We start from the raw sequence: 20,472 nt of genomic DNA on the forward strand, positions 1-20,472 counted from the left end.
CCCGCGACGAGATAGACCTTGACCACGTTCCCGCTCTGTTCCAGTTCGGGGGCATGGATTCGGTTTGCACAACCCAGAAGGCCAATGAGGTCGCCCGCGGCATCGCGCGGCTGTTCGCGCGCAACGACATCTGGTCACTGGCGGAAATGCCGCTCCGCAACGGTCGGCGCGCCGATCTGATGGGAGTGGACCCCAAGGGTCGGGTGATCATCGTCGAGATCAAGGTCCAGCGCGGCGATCTGCTGGGCGATGGCAAATGGCCCGACTATCTCGATTTCTGCGATCGCTTCTTCTGGGGCGTACCTCCCGGCTTCGACCGCAGCCCGCTCGAAGGCGAGGGCTTCCGGCCCGATTGCTGCGGCGTGATCGTGGCCGATGGCTACGACGGTGAAATCCTGCGTCCGGCGCCGCTGCATCCGCTCGCCGCCGCGCGTCGCAAGGTCGAGGTCGAGCGGCTGGCGCGGACCGCGCTTCGCCGCGCCATCGTGGCGGCAGATCCACAATGCGCGCCATGGGGCACGCCCGACTGACGAATTGGCGGTTTGCGCCGGGCGCTGCTCGGGATAGGAAGGTTCGGTGACTTGGCTCGCAATCTTCCTCTCGATGCTCGCAATGACCGCGATCGTCGCATTGCGCTATCTTGCGGCCAGCGGCGTATTCGCCTTGCTGACCCAACGCGTCCGCCCGGGCTACCACAGCCGGCTCGGCCCGCAGATCCGCCGCGAGATTGGGTGGTCGCTCGCTTCGGCGGCGATCTACGGCATCCCCGCAGGGCTCGTCGCATGGGGATGGCAGCAGCACGGCTGGACGCGGATCTACACCGCTTGGGATACTTGGCCGCTGTGGTATCTCCCGCTGGCACCGCTGCTCTATCTCTTTGCGCACGACACCTGGTTCTACTGGACGCACAGGCTCATGCACCGGCCGCGCTGGTTCCGGAGCATGCATGCGGTGCACCATGCCAGCCGCCCACCAACCGCCTGGGCGGCGATGAGCTTCCACCCCTGGGAAGCGCTGACCGGTGCGGTGGTCATTCCAGCGCTGGTATTCATCATCCCGATCCATGTCGCGATGCTCGGCCTCGTGCTCTTGGTGATGACCGTAATGGGGGTCACCAACCACATGGGCTGGGAGATGTTTCCCCGCGTGCTGGTTCATTCGAAGTTAGGCAGCTGGCTGATAACCGCCAGCCACCACCAGCGTCATCACGAAGAGTATCGATGCAATTACGGCCTCTATTTCCGTTTCTGGGATCGCTTGTGCGGAACCGACCGCGGCCTCAGCCCCAACGCATGAAACGAACTGCCGCGCTCCTGCTGCTGCCTCTTGCGGGTGCACTCGGTGCGGCCGTGCCGGCAGCCGATCCGGCGGGCGCCACGATAACCGTGACCGTGACCGAATTGCGCAACGCCAAGGGCATCGTGCGCGCCTGCATGACCAGCGACGCCGACAGCTTTCCGCGCTGTCGCGGCGTGGCGGGAGCGTTCGGCACGACTGCGCAGGCGCGCGAAGGCAGCCTGTCCTTCACCTTCCATGACGTGCCCCCGGGACGCTATGCGATCGCGCTGCTGCATGACGAGAATGCCAACGGGAAGGCCGATCGCGCGCTGGGCATGATGCCGCGCGAAGGCTTCGGCTTCTCGCGCGATGCCAAGGTCCGCATGGGACCGCCCAAATTCAGCGATGCGGCGGTCGACATCGGCGCGAAGGACCGGCAGCTGACGATCCGCATGCGCTACATGCTCTGACGCGTCCGACGCGGTCGTGCGTGGTTAACGCGCTTTACCCGATGTTTACCCTGCCCGCGGCATAGCATGCCCGAATGTGCCAAAACCTTCGGGGAACGATGCAGTGATAGACAGGCTGGGCGGCTTCTGGGGCTCGCGCGATGCGCACGAAGACTTCGACGACGATGTCGAGGACTTCGACGACACAGCCGAACTGCCCCCATCCCCGGTCGGCCAGGACGAACGCCGCATGCAGGTGCGCGCCTATAATCACTGGGCGAGCCTGCTTGGCGACCGGGAATTCCCCGACATCGACCATCTCGAACCCGACATGCTGACCGATTTCGGCCCCTATTCGGTGCTGCTCGACCTGAGCGGCGACGTCGCCAACCCGAGATTGCGCTATGTGGGTAGCGAGCTGGTCGCCGAATGCGATCTCGACGGCATGGTACCCCCGCTGCTCGCCGATGTCCCCGGCCGTTCGGTGCTGAGTCGCATCACCGACCATTACATGCAAATTTTGGCCAATCAGGCGCCCATCGGTTTCGAGGCCGAGTTCGTCGGGGCAAGCGGTGCGACGCTGCTCTATCGCGGGATCCTGCTACCCTATTCGAGCAACGACCGGACGATCGATTACATTTATGGCGTGATCAACTGGAAAGAGATCGCCGACCAGCAGACTGCCGACGAACTGCTGCTAGAGATCGACCAGGCACTGGCCGCGAACGAGGCCGATCCCGCTCGCGAACCGGTCATGGGCCCCGAAGCGTTGACCGGGACGGCTTTCTCCGAAACCGGTCACGATGACGACTCGGTGCTCGAACTCGCCTCCGCCGACGCGATCGTCGCAGAGGCCTCAGGCCCACTGCCGCGTCCGACGTTCGGATCGATGGCCGACGTAGCCGACGATGACGCAGTCGACCTGCCCGCGGCGACCGGCGGATCGGGACGGCTCGATGCATTGGGCAACCCGGTGGGCGCCCACGCCGCGTCGGAAGCCGACTGGGACGAGCCCGACGACTACGACAACACAATCAAGACCGCTGCCGATTACGGCCTGCCCGAATGGGACGAGGACGAAGAAGAGGACGACGATGTCGAAGCGGTGGTCGACCCCCTCGGCGATGAAGACGCGACGAGCAGCCTCGTCGCGCTGGTCAATCGCGGGGATCGAACGAAAAAGAGTGTCGACCTGACGCTGGGCGAAAGCGAAGGCGCGCAACCCGCTGCATTCGCTGCAGGCGACGGCTCTGCAGCGCCCATGCCGCAGGCCTACGAACCGCCGGTCGAACCCGAGAGCCTTCAGCAAGAGGAGCCGGGACCGACCGAGTTTGCCGTCTTCACCGATCGGGAACTGCCCCACGATAATCACGCTGTATCGATCGAAACCGCTGCCACCGAACCTGCGGGCACCGCCGAACCGAGTGAAGAAGGGCTCTACGATCACCTCGCTGCAGCGCGCGAAATGGCGCAGGCTGCGCAAAACACCGAGGATCGCAGCCGCAAGACGCTCTACGAGGCGGTCGGCCGCGCCTACGACTTCAGCCTTGCGGCACAGCACAGCCGCGCGGAATTCGACGCCCTGCTGGCCGACAACGGGCTGACCCAGCAGGACCGGGCGCCGATGACGCCGGTGGTCAAGCTCGTCTTCGGCGCCGATTACGACAAGACGCGGCTTACCGAATATGCCGCCGTACTGATGCATGCGCATCGCCGCAGCGTCGCGCCCGGCACGCTCGCCACCTTCCTGCGCGAAGCCGATGGCGGATTGAAGGGCGTGGTCGCCAAAGAACGCCGGCTGCGCAAGCAAGAGCAAGGCAAGCCGTCGGACGGGCGCAAGGCGGTGCGTCCCGCGCTGGCCGACAAACTGCGCGCGATCGAACCGCTCGAGCTGGCCGATCTGGAAGAGGCCGACGGCGCCGAATTCGCGCTGGTCATGGTGCGTCGGACACCCGCAGGCGCGATCGAGATCATCGGTGAAGTGCCCGACGACGTGCCGCTGGTCGAACGCGCCGCGCGCAAGCTGCTCGACTAGGGCCCGACCGACAAAAGGCTTGTCGCGTCCGCGCTGCAAGCGCTAGCGCAGCGGCAATGCCGTTCCTGCCTACCGCGCCCGTCCGGATTCAGCCCTATTTCGGCTATCGCAATCGCGATCGGCTGCAGATCACGGCGCGCGCGCTGCGGTCGCGCGTGCGCAAGTTCGAGAAACGGGGGCGCTGGCGCGCGGCCAAGACGATGATTTCGCAATTCGCCAGTCACGAAGTTGCCGAGTTCCCGGTCGAACTCGAGATTGCGCGCACCGGGAGCGAATCCCGCCGCCATCAGGGGCTGACCGACAAGGAAGGCTTCGTCCATTTCGACATCCGGCTGGACCCGGACTGGGACTATGACGCGCATCCCGCCTGGGAGACGGTCGTGTTCCACTGGCAGGTGGGCGACGAAAACCAGTGCCTCGATGCTCATGTCCTCGCGCCCGGCACCGATACTGGGCTCGGCGTCATTTCCGATATCGACGATACGATCGTCGAAACGGGTATCACCGGCGACTTCCGCAAGGTCATGCGCAATTGGCGGCGCGTGCTGATGCAGATGCCCGAGGAACGCATTCTCGTCCCGGGGGCGGACGTGTTCTACAACGCGCTCGGCGGCGGCGAAGTGCTGGCTAAGGGCGCGGGCCATGCGGGCGACCGCCAGCCCGCAACGCATCGCCCGTTTTTCTATGTCTCGTCCAGCCCGTGGAACCTGTTCAGCTATCTGGTGACCTATATCCGCGGGCGCGGCTTGCCGCTGGGCCCGATCGCATTGCGCGATTGGGGGCTCAATCGCGCGACCTTCGGTTCAGCCAGCCACGGCGCGCACAAGCGCACCGCAATCGAAGGTATCCTGGCGACCTATCCGGAAATGAAGTTCGCGCTTATCGGCGACGACAGCCAGGGCGATCTGACCGCCTTCGCCGCGATCGCGCTCGACAATCCGGGCCGGGTGCGTGCGATCTTCATTCGCAAGGTGGGCGAGGCGATGAGCGCCGAGGAGATCGACGCCAAAACGAGGCTGCAAGCAGCGGGTGTGCCCTTGTGGCTGAGCAACAGCTACGACACGGGACACCGCTTTCTCTCCTCGATCGGCCTGCTCGCCGATGAAGAGGCCAAGGCAATCGTCGACTCGGTCGAGGCAAGCGATCCGGTGAAGGCGAAATGAGGTTCGCGATGAAAGCAGCAATCGTTCTGCTGGCGCTGGTGCTGGTGGCCGGGGGCGGATTGTGGCTGGCGGTGCGCAACAACGGCCCTGCGGTTCTCGACGCACTGGACCGCGTGACCGGCGGCACGCGTGGGGTCGAATTGGTCGCAAAAGCCCGGTACGGCACGCACCCTGCCCAGAAATTGCGCATCTACCGTCCGGATGGTTACGACGATTCGCAGCCGTTGCCCGTCCTGTTGTTCGTCCATGGCGGCAGTTGGAGCTGGGGCGATCCCGACGATTACAATTTCATCGCGCGCGCCTTTGCGCCCGCAGGCTTCGTCGTGGTGCTGGCCGGATACCGGCTGGGCGAAGATGGCCGCTACCCCGCCATGCTCGAGGATACGGCAGCGGCGATCGTCGAATCCGCCCGGTTGGCCCCCCAATTCGGTGGTGATTCGGCGCGGATCGTGCTCGCGGGCCATTCGGCCGGGGCTTACGACGTGGTCCAGGTCGCGCTGGAGGAACGCTGGCTGGCAGCAAGCGGCTTGCAACCTGCCGGAGTGATCGGCCTGTCGGGCCCGTACGATTTCTACCCGTTCGACAAGCCGTCCAGCGAAGCGGCCTTCGGTTCGGTCGGGGCGGGCGCCGAAAGCCAGCCGATCAACCACGCCCGCGCCGACGCGCCGCCGATGCTGCTGGTTCACGGCGAGGACGACGCGCTGGTGAAACCGCGCAATTCGCGCGCCCTGGCGGCAGCTTTGGGCGATGCCGGGGCGCCGGTGGAAACGAAATTCTATCCCGGCTTCGATCACAATGCGCCGCTGATCTCTCTGGCCAGCCCGTGGCGCCGGTCGCGCGAGGTGGATGATGCCATGATCGCCTTCGCACGCAGGGTGACCACGGTTTCAGTTCCGGTTCAGCAGGCAACCGACTAAGCTCCCCGCGATGCGCTATCTTGCCCGCCTGTTCGCAATCCTCGCAGCGGCCATGCTCGCGGCCCAGCCGGTCGCTGCGCAGTCGATCCTGCGCGATGCCGAGACCGAGGCCTTCCTCGACGAAATATCGGCCCCGCTGGTCGAGGCCGCCGGGCTCGAGCCCGAGAATGTCGACATCGTGCTGATCAATGATCCGTCCATCAACGCCTTCGTGGCGGGTGGGCAGATCGTCTATATCCATTCGGGACTGATCGACGCCGCCGACACGGCCGAGGAAGTGCAGGGTGTGATCGCGCACGAGCTGGGGCACATCACCGGCGGGCATATCCTGCGCTACGGCGAAGGGATGGCAAGCGCTTCGCGCATTTCGCTGCTCTCGCTGATTGCGGGGATCGGGGCCGCGCTCGCCGGCGCGGGCGAAGCCGCGATGGGCATCATGGCCGCCGGGCAGCAGGCCGCCATGGGCAAGTTCCTCGCCTTCAGCCGCACGCAGGAATCCTCCGCCGATTTCGCGGGTGCCGAATACTTGTCCAAGGCAGGCATTTCCGGGCGCGGTTCGCTGGCCTTCTTCGGCAAGCTGCTCAATCAGGAATATCGCTATGGTTACAGCCAGAGCGACGAGGCCGGCTTCTATCGCACCCACCCGCTGTCGGGCGATCGCATCTCCGCGCTACGCGAGGTCTATGAGAAGGACCCCGCCTGGGACCGCCCGGCCAATGCCCGCAATCAAGCCAATTTCGAGCGCGTGAAGGCCAAGCTGGTGGGCTATATCGCCAAGCCTTCAGCCACGCTGCGCGACTATCCGGAAAGCGACCGCACCGTACCCGCGCTCTATGCGCGCGCCTATGCCTATCACCAGAACGCGCGAGTCGATCGCGCGCTCGATGCCGCCGACCAATTGCTCGCGAAGGATCCCGACGATCCCTATTTCCTCGAACTCAAGGGACAGGTGCTGCTGGAGTCGGGCCGCCCGCTCGAAGCGCTCGAGCCGTTGCGTCGCGCTACCGCGCTGACCAACGCCGAACCGCTTATCGCCAGCCTCTTCGGCCATGCGCTGATCGCCACCGAGGACGACGCCAATTTCGCGGAGGCCGAACGCGTGCTGCGCGCCGCGGTCGGGCGCGACCGGCGCAACCCGTTCGCCTGGTACCAGCTCGGCGTGGTCTATGCCGCGCGCGGCGATACCCCGCGGGCGCGGCTGGCTTCAGCAGAACAGCAGGTGATGAGCGGGCAGTACGGGCTCGCCCTGCGCAGCGCGCAGGCGGCCGAGCACGGACTGGAGAGGGGCACGCCAGACTGGATTCGCGCGCAAGACATCGGCATGCAGGCGCGTGCATTGCTCGAACGGCAGTGCGAAATGGAACGCGGACGCAATTGCGCGCCCGGCTAGCTGACCGAAGGATCCCATGAGACAACACCTGCTGACCGCGCTGATCGCGCTGGCCTTCGGCTTCGTCGGCGCCGGGCTGTGGTCGCTGTCCGGCCTCGGACACGGCCAGACGCGCGAATATCTGGTCGCCAATCCGCAGATCCTATCGGAGATGAGCGAGGCCTATCAGCGCAGTGAGAGCGAAGGCCGCCTGGCGCGCGTTGCCGACGAGGTGACCGAGGCCTTCCCCGGGGCCGTGCTCGGCAATCCCGAAGGCAGCCGCGTGCTCGTCAAGTTCACCGATTACGGCTGCACCTATTGTCGCCAGTCGATCGCGGCGATCGATCAGCTCATCGCAGAGGATCCCGAGCTCAGGGTTGTGGTGCGCGAATGGCCGATCTTCGACGGAAGCGAGCAGGCCGCACGCATGGCGCTGGCCGCCGCCAAGCAGGGCAAGTATCCCGCTTTCTACCACGCGATGTTCGAGCTCGGGACGCCAAGCGATGCCAATATCACGCGCGCGGCTCAAATCGCCGAGCTCGATGTCGACGCTGCGCGCACCTACGCCGCCTCCGACGAGGCCACCGGCGAGCTGGCGCGCAATATGGCGCTCGCACGCAGCCTCCAGTTCACCGGTACGCCGAGCTGGGTGGCCGGCGACGAGATCATCCAGGGCCTCGTCCCGGTCGAACGGCTCGCCGAAGCGATCGCGGGCTAGGCCCTATTCCTGCTCGAGCGCCTTGGCATAGGCCGAGGCGAGTGGTCGCGCCATGACGCGGCGCACCATCGGTTCGAAGAACTCGAGCGGCTCGCTGACATAATCGGGATCGAAGGCCGACTGGTCGTATTTCTCGCAGAATTCGCGGCAGGCCTCGAAATGCGGATGGTCGGCGAACTTGTCGCGCGCGTTCTGATCCATGCCGAGGAAGTGGAAATAGTAATAGCCCTGGAAGGCGCCGTGGTTCTGGCAGATCCAGTGCACTTCCTCGCTGACGAAGGGCTTGATGATCGAGGCAGCCACCTCGGGGTGGTTGTAGCTGCCCAGCGTGTCGCCAATGTCGTGCAGCAGCGCCATCACCACATATTGCTCGTCGCGCCCGTCGCGATGCGCGCGCGTTGCGGTTTGCAGCGAGTGTTCGAGACGATCGACCGGAAAGCCGCCGAAATCCCCGTCGAGCAGGCGGAGATGGTCAAGCACGCGGTCGGGCAGACCCTTGGCGAACGCGCGATATTCGCCGCCGATGATCGCCCAGTCTTCTGCGGTACCCTGCTTCATCTCGCGGAACCGGGCGCGCTCTGCCCCGGTTTCGTGGATAGTCTCCTGCACGCCCATCGCGTCTCTCCCTCGCTTCGGCTGTCAGGATCAGCGTAGCGGCTGGCGCAGTTCGTCGCAATTGCGCTAGAGAGCATGGCCTATGGCCGTTCTGCCGATCCGTCCCACGCCGTTCTTCGCCAATAAGAACCAGGCGTTCTGGAACCTCCAGCTGGCAGGCTGGGGCGGGGCGACGCTGCTTCGTGCCATGTCAGCGCTGGCCAATGGGCAATCGCCCGACCGGCTGGTGATCATCCTCATCGCCACCATCACCGGCTTCTCGCTCAGCCTCATCCTCGCGGTGATCTACGGCCAGGTAATCCGCCAGCGGCCACTGGTCACCTGGGGCTCGACGGCGCTGGTGCTGGCGCTGGCGACCGGCGTCTATGCCTTCATCGACAGCTGGGTGCTGCAAGTCGCGGGCGCAGCGACCGATGGCAATTTCGCCAGCCTGTTCGTCGGCATCTACTTCATCGACCTCGTGCTGCTCGGCGCGTGGTCGGCGCTCTATTACGCGATTAATTTCTTCCTCCAGGTGGAAGAACAGGCGGATCGGCTCGAACGGCTCGAAGCGCAAGCGACCAGCGCGCAACTTGCAATGCTGCGTTACCAGCTCAACCCGCATTTCCTGTTCAACACGCTCAATTCGATCAGCACGCTGGTGCTGCTCAAGCAAAGCGAGACGGCCAATGCGATGCTAACTCGCTTGTCGAGCTTCCTGCGGCATACGCTGGTCACCCAGCCCGGCGGCAAGGTGACCGTGGCGCAGGAAATGGAGACGCTGCAGCTCTATCTCGGCATCGAGCAGATGCGCTTCGAGGAGCGGCTGCGCTCGGATTTCCGGGTCGAGCCCGATGCCGCAAAGGCGCAGCTTCCCGCCATGCTGCTGCAGCCGCTGGTCGAGAATGCGATCAAATACGGCGTCAGCCCGCAGGAAGAAGGGGCCGAGATCGCGATCGTCGCCCAAGTCGTCGGGCCGCGCCTGCGCGTGACCGTCTCCGATACCGGGCCGGGCATGACGATGAACAATATCGAAGCCGGGCTGCCGGCGGTGCGGCCGACGCATGCGCGGCGCGATTCGACCGGCGTCGGCCTGGCCAATATTCGCGACCGGCTGGCGCAGGCCTACGGTGAGGAACACCGCTTCGAGATCCGTTCGCCCGAGAGCGGTGGGTTCTCGGTATTGATCGAACTCCCCTTCGAAACCGAAGAGAGCGTCGCGTTAAGCGAAGCGACAGCCGAACCCGCTCAGGCCGCGCCGCCCAAGAAACCCTCGGCCCCCTCCGCCGTTGTCACCTCAACCCTCCCCCCGAAAGCACACCAGACGACATGACAATCCGGACCATCCTCGTCGACGACGAGAAACTCGCCATCCAGGGCCTCCAGCTCCGCCTCGAACCATTCGAGGACGTCGAGATCATCGACACATGCCAGAACGGGCGCGAAGCGATCCGCGCGATCAAGACGCAGAAGCCCGACCTGGTGTTCCTCGACATCCAGATGCCCGGTTTCGACGGCTTTTCGGTCGTCCAGGGGGTGATGGAAATCGATCCGCCGCTGTTCGTCTTCGTCACCGCCTTCCAGGAACATGCGATCCGCGCCTTCGAAGCCAATGCGGTGAACTACCTGATGAAGCCCGTCGACGAGGACAAGCTTGCCGATACGATCGAGCGCGTGCGGCAGCGGCTCGCGGAGAAGAAATCCACTGAAGAGGCGGAAAAGCTCAAGAGCGTGTTGTCCGAAGTCGCTCCCGAAGCCGCCGAGAACCTCGCGGGCGAGGATCCCGAGGCCGCCAGCCGGTTCGAGAAGCTCATCAATGTGAAGGACCGGGGACAGATCTTCCGCGTCGAGGTCGACACGATCGAGCATATCGAGGCCGCGGGCGACTACATGTGCATCTATACCGGCGACAACTCGCTGATCCTGCGCGAGACGATGAAGGATCTCGAACGCCGGCTCGACCCACGCAAGTTCCAGCGTGTCCATCGCTCGACCATCGTCAATCTCGACCAGGTCCGGCAAGTCAAGCCGCATACCAATGGCGAGTGCTTCCTCGTGCTCGATTCGGGCGCAGAGGTGAAGGTGTCTCGCAGCTATCGCGACGTGGTCGCGCGCTTCGTGCATTGACGCTCCTGGCAGTCATTGCGAGGAGCGCAGCGACGAAGCAATCCACACCGCGCTGGATTGCCGCGCGACCTCCGGTCGCTCGCAATGACTGAGGATTCCGCGTGAGCGCATTCACCCTTCCCGGCTTCGATCTCGACACTTTCGTCCGCGATACGCTGGCGGAAGACCTCGGCGAAGGGCTGCCCGGCGGCGGACGCGATGTTACCAGCGAAAGCGTGATCCCGGTCGGGGCCCGCTTTGCGGGGGTCATGGATACGCGCGATACGATAGAGGTTGCCGGTCTCGGCGTGGCCGAAGCCTTCTTTCGCGCGCTGGATCCGGAGATGAGTATAGAGCTTCTGGTCGCAGACGGCGAAAGCGTCGCTGCAGGGACCGATCTGATGCGGCTCGAGGGCAATGCCCGCGCCATGCTGACCGCCGAACGCAGCGCCCTGAACACCGTCCAGCATCTCTCCGGCATCGCGACGATGGTGGCCGAATACGTGCGCGCGATGGACAATCCCGATTGCACGCTGCTCGACACGCGCAAGACGATACCCGGATTGCGCCAGCTCGAGAAATACGCGGTCCGCATGGGCGGCGGGTCGAACCATCGCATGGGGCTGTGGGATGCGGCGATGATCAAGGACAACCACGTGCTGGTGGCCGGGTCGGTCGGCGAAGCGGTCCGGCGCGCGGTGGCGGCCGGGGTCAGCGACATCATTTGCGAAGTCGACCGGATCGACCAGATCGAACCCGCGCTCGCCGCGGGGGCCACCCGGCTGCTGCTCGACAATATGGAGCCCGACATGCTGCGCGAGGCCGTTAACCTCGTCGCCGGGCGGGTACCCACCGAGGCCAGCGGGGGGATCAACCTCGATACGATTCGTGCCAAGGCCGCGACCGGGGTCGATTTCGTTTCGGTCGGCCGGCTTACGCAGAGCGCACCGGCAGCCGATATCGGTCTGGACTTTACCCCCCTCTAGAATATGGGCAGTCTCCTTGCGCAAGGGGAGGATTTGCCGTGCGTCCACCGTCCATCGTCTGGTTCGAGCGCCTGTTCCTGCTCAGCCTCCTCATCGCATCGATCGCCATGGTGACGAGTTTCGACACGCTGGTCGCGCAGGTCGAAGCCGATCCCGCACTGGCCGGTCTGGGGTGGGGGCGCGGCGCAGTGATCGCGATCTCTGCAATCAGCCTGCTCCTTCCGCTGGTGCTGTGGTATTTCATCGCACGCCGCGCGAGTGCGTTCGCCAAATGGCTGCTGGTGCTGCTCACAGTGGCCGGATTGCTGTTCCTCGAGATCGACATCGCGCGCATCACCGCGGCCGACACGCTCATGACATTGCTGGTCACGCTGCTGCAACTGGTCGCCATCGTCCTGCTGTTCCGCGCCGACGCGCGCGCATGGTTGGCGAGCGAGGATGTGGTGGATGGGACGCCTTAGTCCCACGATTCCGCTGGCGCTTGCCGCCCTGCTGTCCGCGACACCGCTGGCAGCGCAGCATTACCAATGCAGCATCCCACGCAGCGTCCAGGTCCCGCAGATCCGCCCGGACGCGCGGCCGCGGGTGCTGCCCGTTTCGGGTTATACACTGGCGCTGAGCTGGAGCCCCGAGTTCTGCAAGCCGCGCAAGGATCAGCCGCGACATGCCCGGCAGTGCGATGGGCGCGCAGGCATGTTCGGGCTGGTCGTTCACGGACTGTGGCCAGACAGCGCGCGCAGCTGGTCGCAATGGTGCCCCACCCGCCGCCAGCCCCAACCGCGCGAACTGGCGGCCAATATGTGCCTGTCCCCCTCGGCCGCGCTGCTGGCACGGCAATGGGCGAAGCATGGCGCCTGCATGGCTCGCAAGCCCGCGACCTATTTCAAGGTAATGCGGATCCTGTGGGAAGGGCTACGCATTCCCGATTACGACCGCGTCAGCCGCGAGGATCGACTGACCGCGGGAACGATCCGCACGCGTTTCGTCGATGCGAATCCCGGGTGGTCGCGCGAAGCGGTAGGGGTCAAGCTCAATGCGCGTGGCTGGCTGCAGGAATTGCGCCTGTGCTACGACAGGCGCTTCATGCCCACCGCCTGCGACCGGACGCGCCACGGCGCACGCGACAGCGTGCCGGCGAAGATCTGGCGAGGGCTTTAGGTCGGCTTCTGGAGAGCTCAGCGCCGCGCCCTGAAGAACGCCTGCAACAGTTCCGCGGCCCTGCCCTCACCCATGCCCGAATAGACCTCGGGCCGGTGCAGGCACTGCGGCTGCTCGAAGACGCGCGCGCCATGCTCGACTGCGCCGCCCTTGGGATCGCTCGCAGCGTAATAGAGCTTGCCGATCCGTGCATGGACAATCGCCCCCGCGCACATGGCGCAGGGTTCGAGCGTGACCCACAATTCGCAATCGGTCAGCCGTTCGTCGCCCAGGGTTTCGGCGGCGCGCCGAATCGCAAGGATCTCCGCATGCGCGGTCGGATCGTGATGCTCGCGCGGGCCATTGTGCGCTTCGGCGATTACCTCGCTCCCACGCGTGACCACCGCGCCCACGGGCACTTCGCCCAGCGCCGCCGCCTGCGCGGCAAGCGCAAGGGCGCGATCCATGGGTTGCGGAAGGGTCCAACTGGCCATATCCGCACGGCGCTAGCCCCCGGGAGGCGCGGGTGCAACGTGCTTGACGATTCGCAAGCCCGCCGCTATGCGCGCCGCTTTCCGGGATAACACGAGCCCCCGACCCGCACCGGCGGCCAAGGGAACTCGCCCAGCCATTCGAACGAGAGACGTATCATGTCGCGCATTTGCGAACTCACCGGCAAGGGTCGCCAGGTCGGCCACAATGTGAGCCACGCCAACAACAAGACCAAGCGGGTCTTCCTGCCGAACCTGCAGAACGTCACGCTGCTGAGCGAAAAGCTCGATCGCAGCTTCAAGTTCCGCGTGTCGACGCATGGCCTGCGCTCGGTCGAGCACAATGGCGGCCTCGACAACTGGCTGCTCAAGACCAGCGACGACAAGCTGTCGGCCAACGCGCTCAAGGTGAAGCGCGAGCTGAAGAAGGCGAACGCCGCAGCCGCATAAGACGTGCTGGCGCTGCGGCGCCACGGCACCTGCGGTTTCGAAGGGCGCGCGAGGGCTACTCGCGCGCCTTTTCGCGTGGCTGCCAGCGAAGCTTGAGCAGCATGGTGCGCTGGAACGACATGAAATTGTCGTCCGAGATCAGCCAGAGGTGCATGCCATCCGCGTCTTCGGTAACCGCCAGCCCTTCGTAATTGTCGCGCGGAATCGCAGCGCCGAATTCGGCCAGCATGCGGGCCGCCACGATGCCGTCGGCATTCGGCGAATCCACATCCACCTCGGCGATCGCCGTATCGAAGCCGGGTGGCACACCCCAATCCAGCCGCCGCAAGAGCACCAGCGCACGTCCCTCGCCGGCAGGCGTCGCATCGACCGGGCGGTAGCCTGCGGGCAGGTCGATCACCACGCTTTGCGGCTCGGAATTCTCGACCGGGTCAGCGGCGAACAGCACCGCCATATGGCGCGAGCCGCGCCAGCGCCGCGGACGCTCCTCGATCGCGAGGAACCGGCCATCGGACAGGCGTACCAGCGATTCGATCCCCGAATTGGCGGACCAGTCAGCCATCAATGCCGGAAAGACTTCCTCCCCCGGCCGGAGCGCGGAGTCGAGCCGGACGATCGAATTGCGATACTCATAACCCGCCCACACAATGCCGCTGCCCGGATCGACCGCGAGCGATTCGAGGTCGCGCCCATTCTTGTAGGCAGTCTCATTGCTTTCGAAGGGGCCGAACACGCCGGGCCGCCGCCCGTGGTCGGGGCGGTCGAACTCGAGCCGGCGCCCGGTATCGGTGCCTGCGAGGAAACGGCCACCGGGAAGCGCCACCAGAGCTGAGAACCCACCGAACCGCAGCGGGTCGCCGCTCAATTCCCAGCCTTCGACCAGCGTGAAGGGGCCGCGCGAGACGCGCCGTGTTTCTATCGGCGTCAGCCGGACCTCGGCCTGCAATGCGCGCGGCGGCGGCGGCGAGCGCAGCCAGGTGCCCGGTGCGAGCGCGCAAACGAGCGCGGTGGCAAGAAGAAGGCGCTTGGGGCGCATGGGCCTTATCTGCAATCCGTTGCCGGGGACGAGCCGGTCAGCCCATCGGACCGGCGAAGAGGAGCGGGTCGAGCCGCGAATTGCGCCATTTGAGGCTCCAGTGCAGATGCGGCCCCGTGGCGCGGCCCGAGGCCCCGACATCGCCGATATGCTGCCCCTGCCGCACCATTTCGCCCTCGGTTACATAGAGCCTCGAACTGTGCAGGAAAGCGCTGTTGAGGCCCTGCCCATGATCGATGATCAGCAACTTGCCTTCGAGGCTGAAATCGTCGACCGCGAGCACCACGACGCCATCGGCAGGCGCCACATAGGGCGTTCCATTGCCAGGCGCGATATCGATCCCCGAATGATAGCTTCCCGGCTCCCCGCGATAGACACGCTGCGATCCGAAGCGGCCCGAGATGCGCCCGGTGACCGGCCAGATGAAATCCTGTCGCCAACCGCTTGCGCCGGTTTCTTCCAGGCGCGCATTCCAGATCGCGTCGAGTTCGGGCTGGCGGCGGCGCATGAAGCTGGCCGAAGCCCCGCCCGGGCGCCGCGCGACATTGATGTGTTCGATGTTCCATGCGCGCCGCGCGATGGCCAGCGGGCTCGAAATTGTCCGCCCGTCCGCCAGTCGCGCGGTGAGTTCGAGGGTTGCGGGCGCATCGCGATCGAACGCGGCGAAGAAGCGCCCCTCCTCGTCGAAGGTTATTTTCTCCTCGCCCAGCTGCGCTTCGCGCGTTCCCCCGGGAACTGTCCCCCGGATCCAGCCGCCCTGCTCGAGTTCGCCGTCGAAAGTGAACACCGCGGCGCGGGTCGGCGCGGGGCTGGGCGTCGGTGTCGGTGTCGGGGCAGGCGCTGCGCGCACCGGCTGCACCACTTCGGCGTTGCGCGACACATCCGCTTCCGCCGCAGGAACGCAGGCGGTGGCGAGCAGGACCAGCGGCGCAAGCCGCGCGGCAGTCACGGTGCCAGCCGCTCGGTCGCCAGCTGTGCGCTGGCATAGGCCTCCTGGTGCTCGACCGACCAGTAGCGCAATTCCTCGAGCGGGATCGGCACGCCGCTCATCGCGCAAAACACGTGATTGCCGGGGCGCAGCACGCGAAAGCCTGACGGGCCGTATTGCAGCTTGGCCTCGCCATTCGACGGGCCCGAATTCTTGTTCATCAGCATGGCGGCGCCTTAGCAGGTGGACCTTAGCCGAACAAATCATCCTGCGCTGGCGCGGTTCCGCTATCCCGCACGCGGCGGCGCGGCGCGGCGCGGGACGGCTGGGGAGGGGGCGAGGGAGGAGGCGTCTCGCCGGGTGCCACCTGCAGATCGCCGTCGCGGAATTTGAGCGTAAGGCTGGGCTGGGCCGCCGCGGCCGCGCGATCGGTCAGTGTCGTGCCATCCGGCCCCGTGACGCGGATATAGCCGCGCGCCAGCACCGTATCGGGATCGAGCGACCGCATCACCCTTTGCAGGGCGGCCAGCCGCTCGCGTCGCTCGGCCAGCGGACGCTCGACCAGTGCAGGAGACAGCTTCTGTCCCGCCAGCGCGCGGTGCGCCTCGCGCAGGTTCCGCTCGAGCACCGCCGGGCCGAGCCGCAGGTTGGATAGCCTCTCGCGTCCCTGTGCCGCCCGATCACGCAGGCCGCGGCGCAGCCGCTCGGCGAGTTCGTCGAGCGCCTGTGCATGGGGCTGAAGCAGCGCTTCGCGTGCCGGCAGCCGCTCCGCCCGCGCTTGCAATCGTTCGCGGCCAAGCTGCACCGGGCGCAGGATCGCTCGCTTCTTGCGCGCCTCGTAATCGGCCAGAACCGCAGCGAGTTCACCACGGACCGGGACCGCCATTTCCGCCGCGGCGGTGGGGGTGGGTGCGCGCCGGTCGGCGGCATAGTCTGCCAGCGTGGTGTCGGTCTCGTGACCGACCGCGCTGATCGTGGGAATGGCGCTATCCGCGATAGCGCGCACCACGACCTCCTCGTTGAAGCTCCACAGGTCCTCGATCGAACCGCCGCCGCGCGCCACGATCACCAGATCGGGGCGGTCTGGATGATGCTCCGGCATGGCGGAGAAACCGCGCACTGCGCCGGCAACCTGCTCCGCCGCGCCCTGTCCCTGGACCAGCACGGGCCACACGATCACCCTGCTGGGGAAGCGATCCGCAAGCCGATGGAGGATATCGCGAATCACCGCGCTCGTTGGCGAGGTGACCACACCGATGGTCCGAGGGAGGAAGGGCAGCGCGCGCTTGCGTTCCGAAGCGAACAGGCCTTCGGCAGCCAGCCGCGCGCGGGTTTTCTCGAGCAGCGCCAGCAAGGCACCCTCGCCTGCCAGCTCCATCCGCTCGATCACGATCTGGTACTTCGATCGCCCGGGATAGGTGGTCAGTTTGCCACTCGCGACGACTTCGAGCCCGTCTTCGGGCTGGAACGGCAGTCGCTGGGTGTTGCCTCGCCACATGACCCCGTCGAGCACCGCCTTTTCGTCCTTGAGCGCGCAATACATGTGGCCGCTCGCCGCGCGCTTCACCCCCGACAGCTCGCCGCGCAAGCGGACGAAACCGAACCGATCCTCGACGGTGCGCTTGAGCGCCTGCGAAATTTCGCTGACCGTCAGCGGCTCGGCGTTGTCGCCCGAGCGCCCCTTCGCTACCAGTCCGGCATCTTCGGGTTCTGACGGGAAGTGGCTGGCCATGAATATCCTTTTGCTTGGCTCGGGTGGGCGCGAGCATGCGCTTGCATGGAAATTGGCGCAATCGCCGCTGTGCGACAAACTGTGGGCGGCGCCGGGCAACCCGGGCATCGCACAGCATGCCGAATGCACCGCGCTCGACGTGGCGGACCACGAGGCCGTCGTGGCCTTCTGCAGCGACCACGCGATCGGCCTGGTGGTGATCGGGCCCGAAGCACCACTGGTCGACGGGCTTGCCGATTCGCTGCGTGTGGCGGGGATCGACACCTTCGGCCCCTCGCGCGAGGCGGCGCAGCTCGAAGGCAGCAAGGGCTTCACCAAGGAGCTGTGCCAGCGCGCCAATATTCCCACCGCGCGTTACGAACGCTGCGTTTCGCTCGAACAGGCGTGGGGCGCGCTCAAGCGCTTCGATCCGCCTTTCGTGCTCAAGGCCGATGGACTGGCCGCGGGCAAGGGCGTGGTGATTGCCGAAACCTATGAAGAGGCCCAGCACGCGCTCGACGAGATGTTCGACGGCAAATTCGGCAGCGCGGGCAGCGAGGTGGTGATCGAGCAATTTCTCATGGGCGAGGAAGCGAGCTTCTTCGCGCTGACGGATGGCTCGGCGATCGTCCCCATCGGCACCGCTCAGGATCACAAGCGCGTGGGCGAGGGCGACACCGGACCCAATACCGGCGGCATGGGCGCCTATTCCCCCGCCCCGGTGCTGAGCGAAGCGCTACAGGCACAGGTCATGCGCGAGATCGTCGAGCCAACGGTGCGCACCTTGGCCGCCGAGGGTACGCCCTATTCGGGTGTGCTCTATGCCGGGCTGATGCTGACCAAGGACGGCCCGCAACTGATCGAATACAATGCGCGCTTCGGCGATCCCGAATGCCAGGTGCTGATGATGCGGCTGGAAAGCGATCTGGTCGAACTGATGAAGGCCTGCGCGCAAGGGCGCTTGGGCGACATCGGCGAGCCGGTGCTATCCGACGATTTCGCGCTGATCGTGGTTATGGCGGCCGAGGGCTACCCCGGCACGCCAAAGAAGGGCGGCACGATCGCTCTGGGCGAGGCCGAGGCCGGCGGCGCCAAGGTCTTCCACGCCGGCACGAAGCTCGAGGGCGAAACATTGACCAGCAGCGGCGGCCGCGTACTCAATATCACGGCGCGCGGGGCCAGCGCCACCGACGCGCAGGCGAAAGCCTATGAAGCGGTCGATGCGATCAGCTTCCCCGACGGCTTCTGCCGCCGCGACATCGGCCAGCGTGAGGTGCGGCGGGAGCGGGGTTGAAGAGCGATCAGATTGCACCCCCCGGAAAACGCCATATGAAACCTGACGACCCGGTTCTCAGGCTGACTGAGAACGAGAAGGTTTGCCTGCGCCGAAAGATGCTGCCGGAAACTTCGAAGGAGGTCGCCCGCGCGCTCGATATTTCGACGCATGCGGTCGACAAGCGATTGAAAACGGCGCGCCTCAAGCTGGGGGTCTCGACGACGCTTGATGCCGCCCGCATCCTCGCAGAGCACGAGAATCGCGACCAATCTCTGGTACCCCAGAAAATGGACCTTCCCGCCCCGCAAATTCAAAACCAATCTCTCCCGGGGATGAAGGGGAAGAACCTCTTCCTCCTCGGTACTGGATTGGGAGGGATGGCTATGATCGCAGGCATATTGGTGCTCATCTTTCAGGCGGTGACTTCGGCCCCGGCTCAGCAAGCCACCACGGTGACCGAGGCCGAGGAGTTTCTGTCGCGCAGTTTCCAGCTGAACGACAAAGACGGCTCGGGCTTTATCGAGAGCGGCGAGCAACCTCCGATGAAAATACGCCGTATCGAAAACGACGGTAGTCGGAGCCGACAGCGGTTGGCCGACGCTGACACATGGATCGATGCGTTCGACAATAATGGCGACCAGCGAGTCAGCCGCGAGGAATACATCGCGCGTCTTCTCCCCAGTGTTCTCGAACAGGGCATTCCGGCGGGTTGGAAGCGAGCGCAGTAGCGGTAGGCCGTGTGGGGCCGGACGAGGCCCCTGCCGCTCGGCCCAATTAGAACACCCTGCACGTCACCCCGGATCAAGGCCGGAGTGACCTGAAAGTAGCTTAATTAGCCCAGTTTCTCGGCAACCAGCGCCTTTAGGTCAGCTTCGCTGCGGGCGCCGTAGTGCGAGATGATCTCGGCGGCGCAGATGGCGCCCATGCGCAGGCAGGTTTCGAGGTTCTCGCCGCGCGCATGGCCGGTGAGGAAGCCCGCTGCGAAGAGATCGCCCGCGCCGGTAGTGTCGACGACCTTGTCGATCGGTTCGGCGGCAATTTCGGCGCGCGTGCCGTTGGCGATGCCCACCGCGCCCTTGGCGCTGCGTGTGGCGACCAGCACGGGGACCTTGTCCTGCAGCATGGCGAGCCCCGCGTCGAAATCCGCTTCGCCGGTCAGCGTCGCCAGTTCGCTTTCATTGACGAAGAGGATGTCGATCTTGCCCTCTTCGATCAGCGCGCGGAAATCGTCGCCATGGCGGTCGATGACGAAGCTCTCGCTCGCGGTAAAGGCGACCTTGCGACCGGCATCGCGTGCAACCTCGATCGCCCGGCGCATCGCGCTGCGCGGCTCTTCGGGGTCCCACAGATAGCCTTCGAGGTAGAGGATGCCCGCGCTGGCAATGAGTTCGTCATCGAGCGCCGCGGGCGGGAGGAACTGGCTGGCCCCGAGGAAAGTGTTCATCGTCCGCTCGCCATCGGGCGTGACGAATATGAGGCAGCGCGCGGTCGAGGGCTGGCCTTCACGCGCAGGTGTGTCGAAATCGATTCCGACTGCGCGGATGTCGTGGCTGAAGACGTCGCCGAGCTGGTCGGTCGCTACCTGGCCGACGAACGCGCATTGCGCACCGAGCGCGCTCATCCCGGCAAGCGTGTTCGCCGCCGATCCGCCGGAGATTTCCTTGGCCGGGCCCATCGCGTCGTAAAGGCGGCGTGCGCCGTCCTCATCGACCAGCGTCATCCCGCCCTTGTTGAGGCCGAGCTCGTCGATCAGCTCCTCATCGCAGGGGGCCATCACGTCAACGATGGCGTTGCCGATGGCGATTACGTCGTAGCGGGGGTCGGTCAT

Annotated in this window: 23 protein-coding genes; 16 read left to right on the forward strand and 7 right to left on the reverse strand. The window is 65.7% G+C overall.

The window, feature by feature from the left end:
- The first annotated feature begins 53 nt into the window (after positions 1 to 53).
- The 8 genes from FHS69_RS09160 (at position 54) to FHS69_RS09195 (ending at position 7,929) form a co-directional block, all read left to right on the forward strand.
- Positions 54 to 530, forward strand: a complete 477-nt coding sequence (locus FHS69_RS09160; protein WP_166777442.1) for an MmcB family DNA repair protein — start codon at positions 54 to 56, stop codon at positions 528 to 530.
- A gap of 73 nt (positions 531 to 603) precedes the next feature.
- Entirely contained in the window at positions 604 to 1,296 is a 693-nt protein-coding gene (locus tag FHS69_RS09165) for a sterol desaturase family protein (RefSeq protein WP_166777646.1), read from the forward strand.
- Entirely contained in the window at positions 1,293 to 1,748 is a 456-nt protein-coding gene (locus FHS69_RS09170; protein ID WP_166777443.1) for a DUF2141 domain-containing protein, read from the forward strand. Before FHS69_RS09165 ends, FHS69_RS09170 begins: the two co-directional genes overlap by 4 nt.
- Positions 1,749 to 1,851: 103 nt before the next feature.
- Positions 1,852 to 3,762 carry a PAS domain-containing protein gene (locus FHS69_RS13955; protein WP_166777444.1) on the forward strand — a complete coding sequence of 637 codons (1,911 nt, stop codon included), beginning with the start codon at positions 1,852 to 1,854 and terminating at the stop codon, positions 3,760 to 3,762.
- Positions 3,763 to 3,818: 56 nt separating this feature from the next.
- The gene (locus tag FHS69_RS09180) at positions 3,819 to 4,925 is read left to right on the forward strand and encodes a phosphatase domain-containing protein (protein ID WP_166777445.1); all 1,107 of its coding nucleotides are present in this window, start codon (positions 3,819 to 3,821) and stop codon (positions 4,923 to 4,925) included.
- A gap of 8 nt (positions 4,926 to 4,933) precedes the next feature.
- Complete coding sequence (locus FHS69_RS09185; protein WP_166777446.1) at positions 4,934 to 5,842, forward strand: alpha/beta hydrolase; 909 nt, start codon at positions 4,934 to 4,936, stop codon at positions 5,840 to 5,842.
- Positions 5,843 to 5,852: 10 nt separating this feature from the next.
- A complete protein-coding gene (locus FHS69_RS09190; RefSeq protein ID WP_166777447.1) occupies positions 5,853 to 7,232 on the forward strand; it encodes a M48 family metalloprotease in 1,380 nt (459 codons plus the stop codon).
- Positions 7,233 to 7,248: 16 nt separating this feature from the next.
- Positions 7,249 to 7,929 (forward strand): DsbA family protein, encoded by a 681-nt coding sequence (locus FHS69_RS09195; protein WP_067465436.1) that lies wholly within the window; start codon positions 7,249 to 7,251, stop codon positions 7,927 to 7,929.
- Positions 7,930 to 7,932: 3 nt separating this feature from the next.
- On the opposite strand, the gene FHS69_RS09200 is transcribed toward FHS69_RS09195, so the two are convergent.
- Positions 7,933 to 8,544 (reverse strand): HD domain-containing protein, encoded by a 612-nt coding sequence (locus tag FHS69_RS09200; RefSeq protein ID WP_166777448.1) that lies wholly within the window; start codon positions 8,542 to 8,544, stop codon positions 7,933 to 7,935.
- Positions 8,545 to 8,626: 82 nt separating this feature from the next.
- Here FHS69_RS09200 and FHS69_RS09205 point away from each other — a divergent pair, with 82 nt between their 5' ends.
- The 5 genes from FHS69_RS09205 (at position 8,627) to FHS69_RS09225 (ending at position 12,773) form a co-directional block, all read left to right on the forward strand.
- Positions 8,627 to 9,856 (forward strand): sensor histidine kinase, encoded by a 1,230-nt coding sequence (locus FHS69_RS09205; protein ID WP_130585736.1) that lies wholly within the window; start codon positions 8,627 to 8,629, stop codon positions 9,854 to 9,856.
- On the forward strand, positions 9,853 to 10,650 hold the full coding sequence (locus tag FHS69_RS09210) for a LytR/AlgR family response regulator transcription factor (protein ID WP_067465427.1): 798 nt from the start codon (positions 9,853 to 9,855) through the stop codon (positions 10,648 to 10,650). The genes FHS69_RS09205 and FHS69_RS09210 overlap by 4 nt, the downstream gene beginning before the upstream one ends.
- Before the next feature lie 101 nt (positions 10,651 to 10,751).
- Positions 10,752 to 11,615 carry a carboxylating nicotinate-nucleotide diphosphorylase gene (gene nadC, locus FHS69_RS09215; protein ID WP_067465424.1) on the forward strand — a complete coding sequence of 288 codons (864 nt, stop codon included), beginning with the start codon at positions 10,752 to 10,754 and terminating at the stop codon, positions 11,613 to 11,615.
- A gap of 38 nt (positions 11,616 to 11,653) precedes the next feature.
- Positions 11,654 to 12,076 carry a hypothetical protein gene (locus FHS69_RS09220; protein ID WP_067501082.1) on the forward strand — a complete coding sequence of 141 codons (423 nt, stop codon included), beginning with the start codon at positions 11,654 to 11,656 and terminating at the stop codon, positions 12,074 to 12,076.
- Complete coding sequence (locus FHS69_RS09225; protein ID WP_166777449.1) at positions 12,063 to 12,773, forward strand: ribonuclease T2 family protein; 711 nt, start codon at positions 12,063 to 12,065, stop codon at positions 12,771 to 12,773. Before FHS69_RS09220 ends, FHS69_RS09225 begins: the two co-directional genes overlap by 14 nt.
- Positions 12,774 to 12,790: 17 nt before the next feature.
- Here the strand turns inward: FHS69_RS09225 and FHS69_RS09230 are convergent, their stop codons facing one another.
- The gene (locus tag FHS69_RS09230; RefSeq protein WP_166777450.1) at positions 12,791 to 13,246 is read right to left on the reverse strand and encodes a nucleoside deaminase; all 456 of its coding nucleotides are present in this window, start codon (positions 13,244 to 13,246) and stop codon (positions 12,791 to 12,793) included.
- 156 nt (positions 13,247 to 13,402) lie between these two features.
- On the opposite strand from FHS69_RS09230, the gene rpmB reads away from it, so the two are divergent.
- Entirely contained in the window at positions 13,403 to 13,693 is a 291-nt protein-coding gene (rpmB, locus tag FHS69_RS09235) for a 50S ribosomal protein L28 (RefSeq protein WP_067465412.1), read from the forward strand.
- Between the two features lie 55 nt (positions 13,694 to 13,748).
- Here rpmB and FHS69_RS09240 read toward each other — a convergent pair whose 3' ends face one another.
- Genes FHS69_RS09240 through xseA form a run of 4 tightly spaced genes read right to left on the reverse strand, consistent with a single transcriptional unit; the run spans position 13,749 to position 17,389 of the window.
- On the reverse strand, positions 13,749 to 14,729 hold the full coding sequence (locus FHS69_RS09240) for an esterase-like activity of phytase family protein (RefSeq protein WP_166777451.1): 981 nt from the start codon (positions 14,727 to 14,729) through the stop codon (positions 13,749 to 13,751).
- A gap of 37 nt (positions 14,730 to 14,766) precedes the next feature.
- Positions 14,767 to 15,678: a peptidoglycan DD-metalloendopeptidase family protein gene (locus FHS69_RS09245; RefSeq protein WP_166777452.1), complete on the reverse strand. Its 912-nt coding sequence runs from the start codon at positions 15,676 to 15,678 to the stop codon at positions 14,767 to 14,769.
- A complete protein-coding gene (locus tag FHS69_RS09250) occupies positions 15,675 to 15,884 on the reverse strand; it encodes a DUF2093 domain-containing protein (RefSeq protein WP_067465404.1) in 210 nt (69 codons plus the stop codon). The genes FHS69_RS09245 and FHS69_RS09250 overlap by 4 nt, the downstream gene beginning before the upstream one ends.
- Before the next feature lie 23 nt (positions 15,885 to 15,907).
- Complete coding sequence (xseA, locus tag FHS69_RS09255) at positions 15,908 to 17,389, reverse strand: exodeoxyribonuclease VII large subunit (RefSeq protein ID WP_166777453.1); 1,482 nt, start codon at positions 17,387 to 17,389, stop codon at positions 15,908 to 15,910.
- Here xseA and purD point away from each other — a divergent pair.
- A complete protein-coding gene (gene purD / locus FHS69_RS09260) occupies positions 17,388 to 18,662 on the forward strand; it encodes a phosphoribosylamine--glycine ligase (protein ID WP_166777454.1) in 1,275 nt (424 codons plus the stop codon). The two genes, xseA and purD, sit on opposite strands and share 2 nt — an antisense overlap.
- 35 nt (positions 18,663 to 18,697) lie before the next feature.
- Positions 18,698 to 19,372 (forward strand): hypothetical protein, encoded by a 675-nt coding sequence (locus FHS69_RS09265; RefSeq protein ID WP_166777455.1) that lies wholly within the window; start codon positions 18,698 to 18,700, stop codon positions 19,370 to 19,372.
- 104 nt (positions 19,373 to 19,476) lie between these two features.
- Here the strand turns inward: FHS69_RS09265 and FHS69_RS09270 are convergent, their stop codons facing one another.
- Entirely contained in the window at positions 19,477 to 20,472 is a 996-nt protein-coding gene (locus tag FHS69_RS09270; protein ID WP_166777456.1) for an adenosine kinase, read from the reverse strand.

The organism is Qipengyuania flava (assembly GCF_011762005.1).
GTDB lineage: Bacteria > Pseudomonadota > Alphaproteobacteria > Sphingomonadales > Sphingomonadaceae > Qipengyuania > Qipengyuania flava.

Excerpts from the sequence above, each read along its gene's own strand:
- FHS69_RS09210 (WP_067465427.1), top strand. The coding sequence starts at position 9,853 with ATGACAATCCGGACCATCCTCGTCGACGACGAGAAACTCGCCATCCAG.
- FHS69_RS09205 (WP_130585736.1), top strand. The coding sequence starts at position 8,627 with ATGGCCGTTCTGCCGATCCGTCCCACGCCGTTCTTCGCCAATAAGAAC.
- purD (WP_166777454.1), top strand. The coding sequence starts at position 17,388 with ATGAATATCCTTTTGCTTGGCTCGGGTGGGCGCGAGCATGCGCTTGCA.
- FHS69_RS09240 (WP_166777451.1), bottom strand. The coding sequence starts at position 14,729 with ATGCGCCCCAAGCGCCTTCTTCTTGCCACCGCGCTCGTTTGCGCGCTC.
- FHS69_RS09185 (WP_166777446.1), top strand. The coding sequence starts at position 4,934 with ATGAAAGCAGCAATCGTTCTGCTGGCGCTGGTGCTGGTGGCCGGGGGC.
- FHS69_RS09165 (WP_166777646.1), top strand. The coding sequence starts at position 604 with ATGCTCGCAATGACCGCGATCGTCGCATTGCGCTATCTTGCGGCCAGC.
- rpmB (WP_067465412.1), top strand. The coding sequence starts at position 13,403 with ATGTCGCGCATTTGCGAACTCACCGGCAAGGGTCGCCAGGTCGGCCAC.
- FHS69_RS09195 (WP_067465436.1), top strand. The coding sequence starts at position 7,249 with ATGAGACAACACCTGCTGACCGCGCTGATCGCGCTGGCCTTCGGCTTC.
- FHS69_RS09265 (WP_166777455.1), top strand. The coding sequence starts at position 18,698 with ATGAAACCTGACGACCCGGTTCTCAGGCTGACTGAGAACGAGAAGGTT.
- FHS69_RS09170 (WP_166777443.1), top strand. The coding sequence starts at position 1,293 with ATGAAACGAACTGCCGCGCTCCTGCTGCTGCCTCTTGCGGGTGCACTC.
- FHS69_RS09230 (WP_166777450.1), bottom strand. The coding sequence starts at position 13,246 with ATGGCCAGTTGGACCCTTCCGCAACCCATGGATCGCGCCCTTGCGCTT.
- FHS69_RS09190 (WP_166777447.1), top strand. The coding sequence starts at position 5,853 with ATGCGCTATCTTGCCCGCCTGTTCGCAATCCTCGCAGCGGCCATGCTC.
- FHS69_RS09180 (WP_166777445.1), top strand. The coding sequence starts at position 3,819 with ATGCCGTTCCTGCCTACCGCGCCCGTCCGGATTCAGCCCTATTTCGGC.
- FHS69_RS09225 (WP_166777449.1), top strand. The coding sequence starts at position 12,063 with ATGGGACGCCTTAGTCCCACGATTCCGCTGGCGCTTGCCGCCCTGCTG.
- FHS69_RS09270 (WP_166777456.1), bottom strand. The coding sequence starts at position 20,472 with ATGACCGACCCCCGCTACGACGTAATCGCCATCGGCAACGCCATCGTT.
- xseA (WP_166777453.1), bottom strand. The coding sequence starts at position 17,389 with ATGGCCAGCCACTTCCCGTCAGAACCCGAAGATGCCGGACTGGTAGCG.
- FHS69_RS09250 (WP_067465404.1), bottom strand. The coding sequence starts at position 15,884 with ATGCTGATGAACAAGAATTCGGGCCCGTCGAATGGCGAGGCCAAGCTG.
- FHS69_RS09200 (WP_166777448.1), bottom strand. The coding sequence starts at position 8,544 with ATGGGCGTGCAGGAGACTATCCACGAAACCGGGGCAGAGCGCGCCCGG.
- FHS69_RS09160 (WP_166777442.1), top strand. The coding sequence starts at position 54 with ATGGATTCGGTTTGCACAACCCAGAAGGCCAATGAGGTCGCCCGCGGC.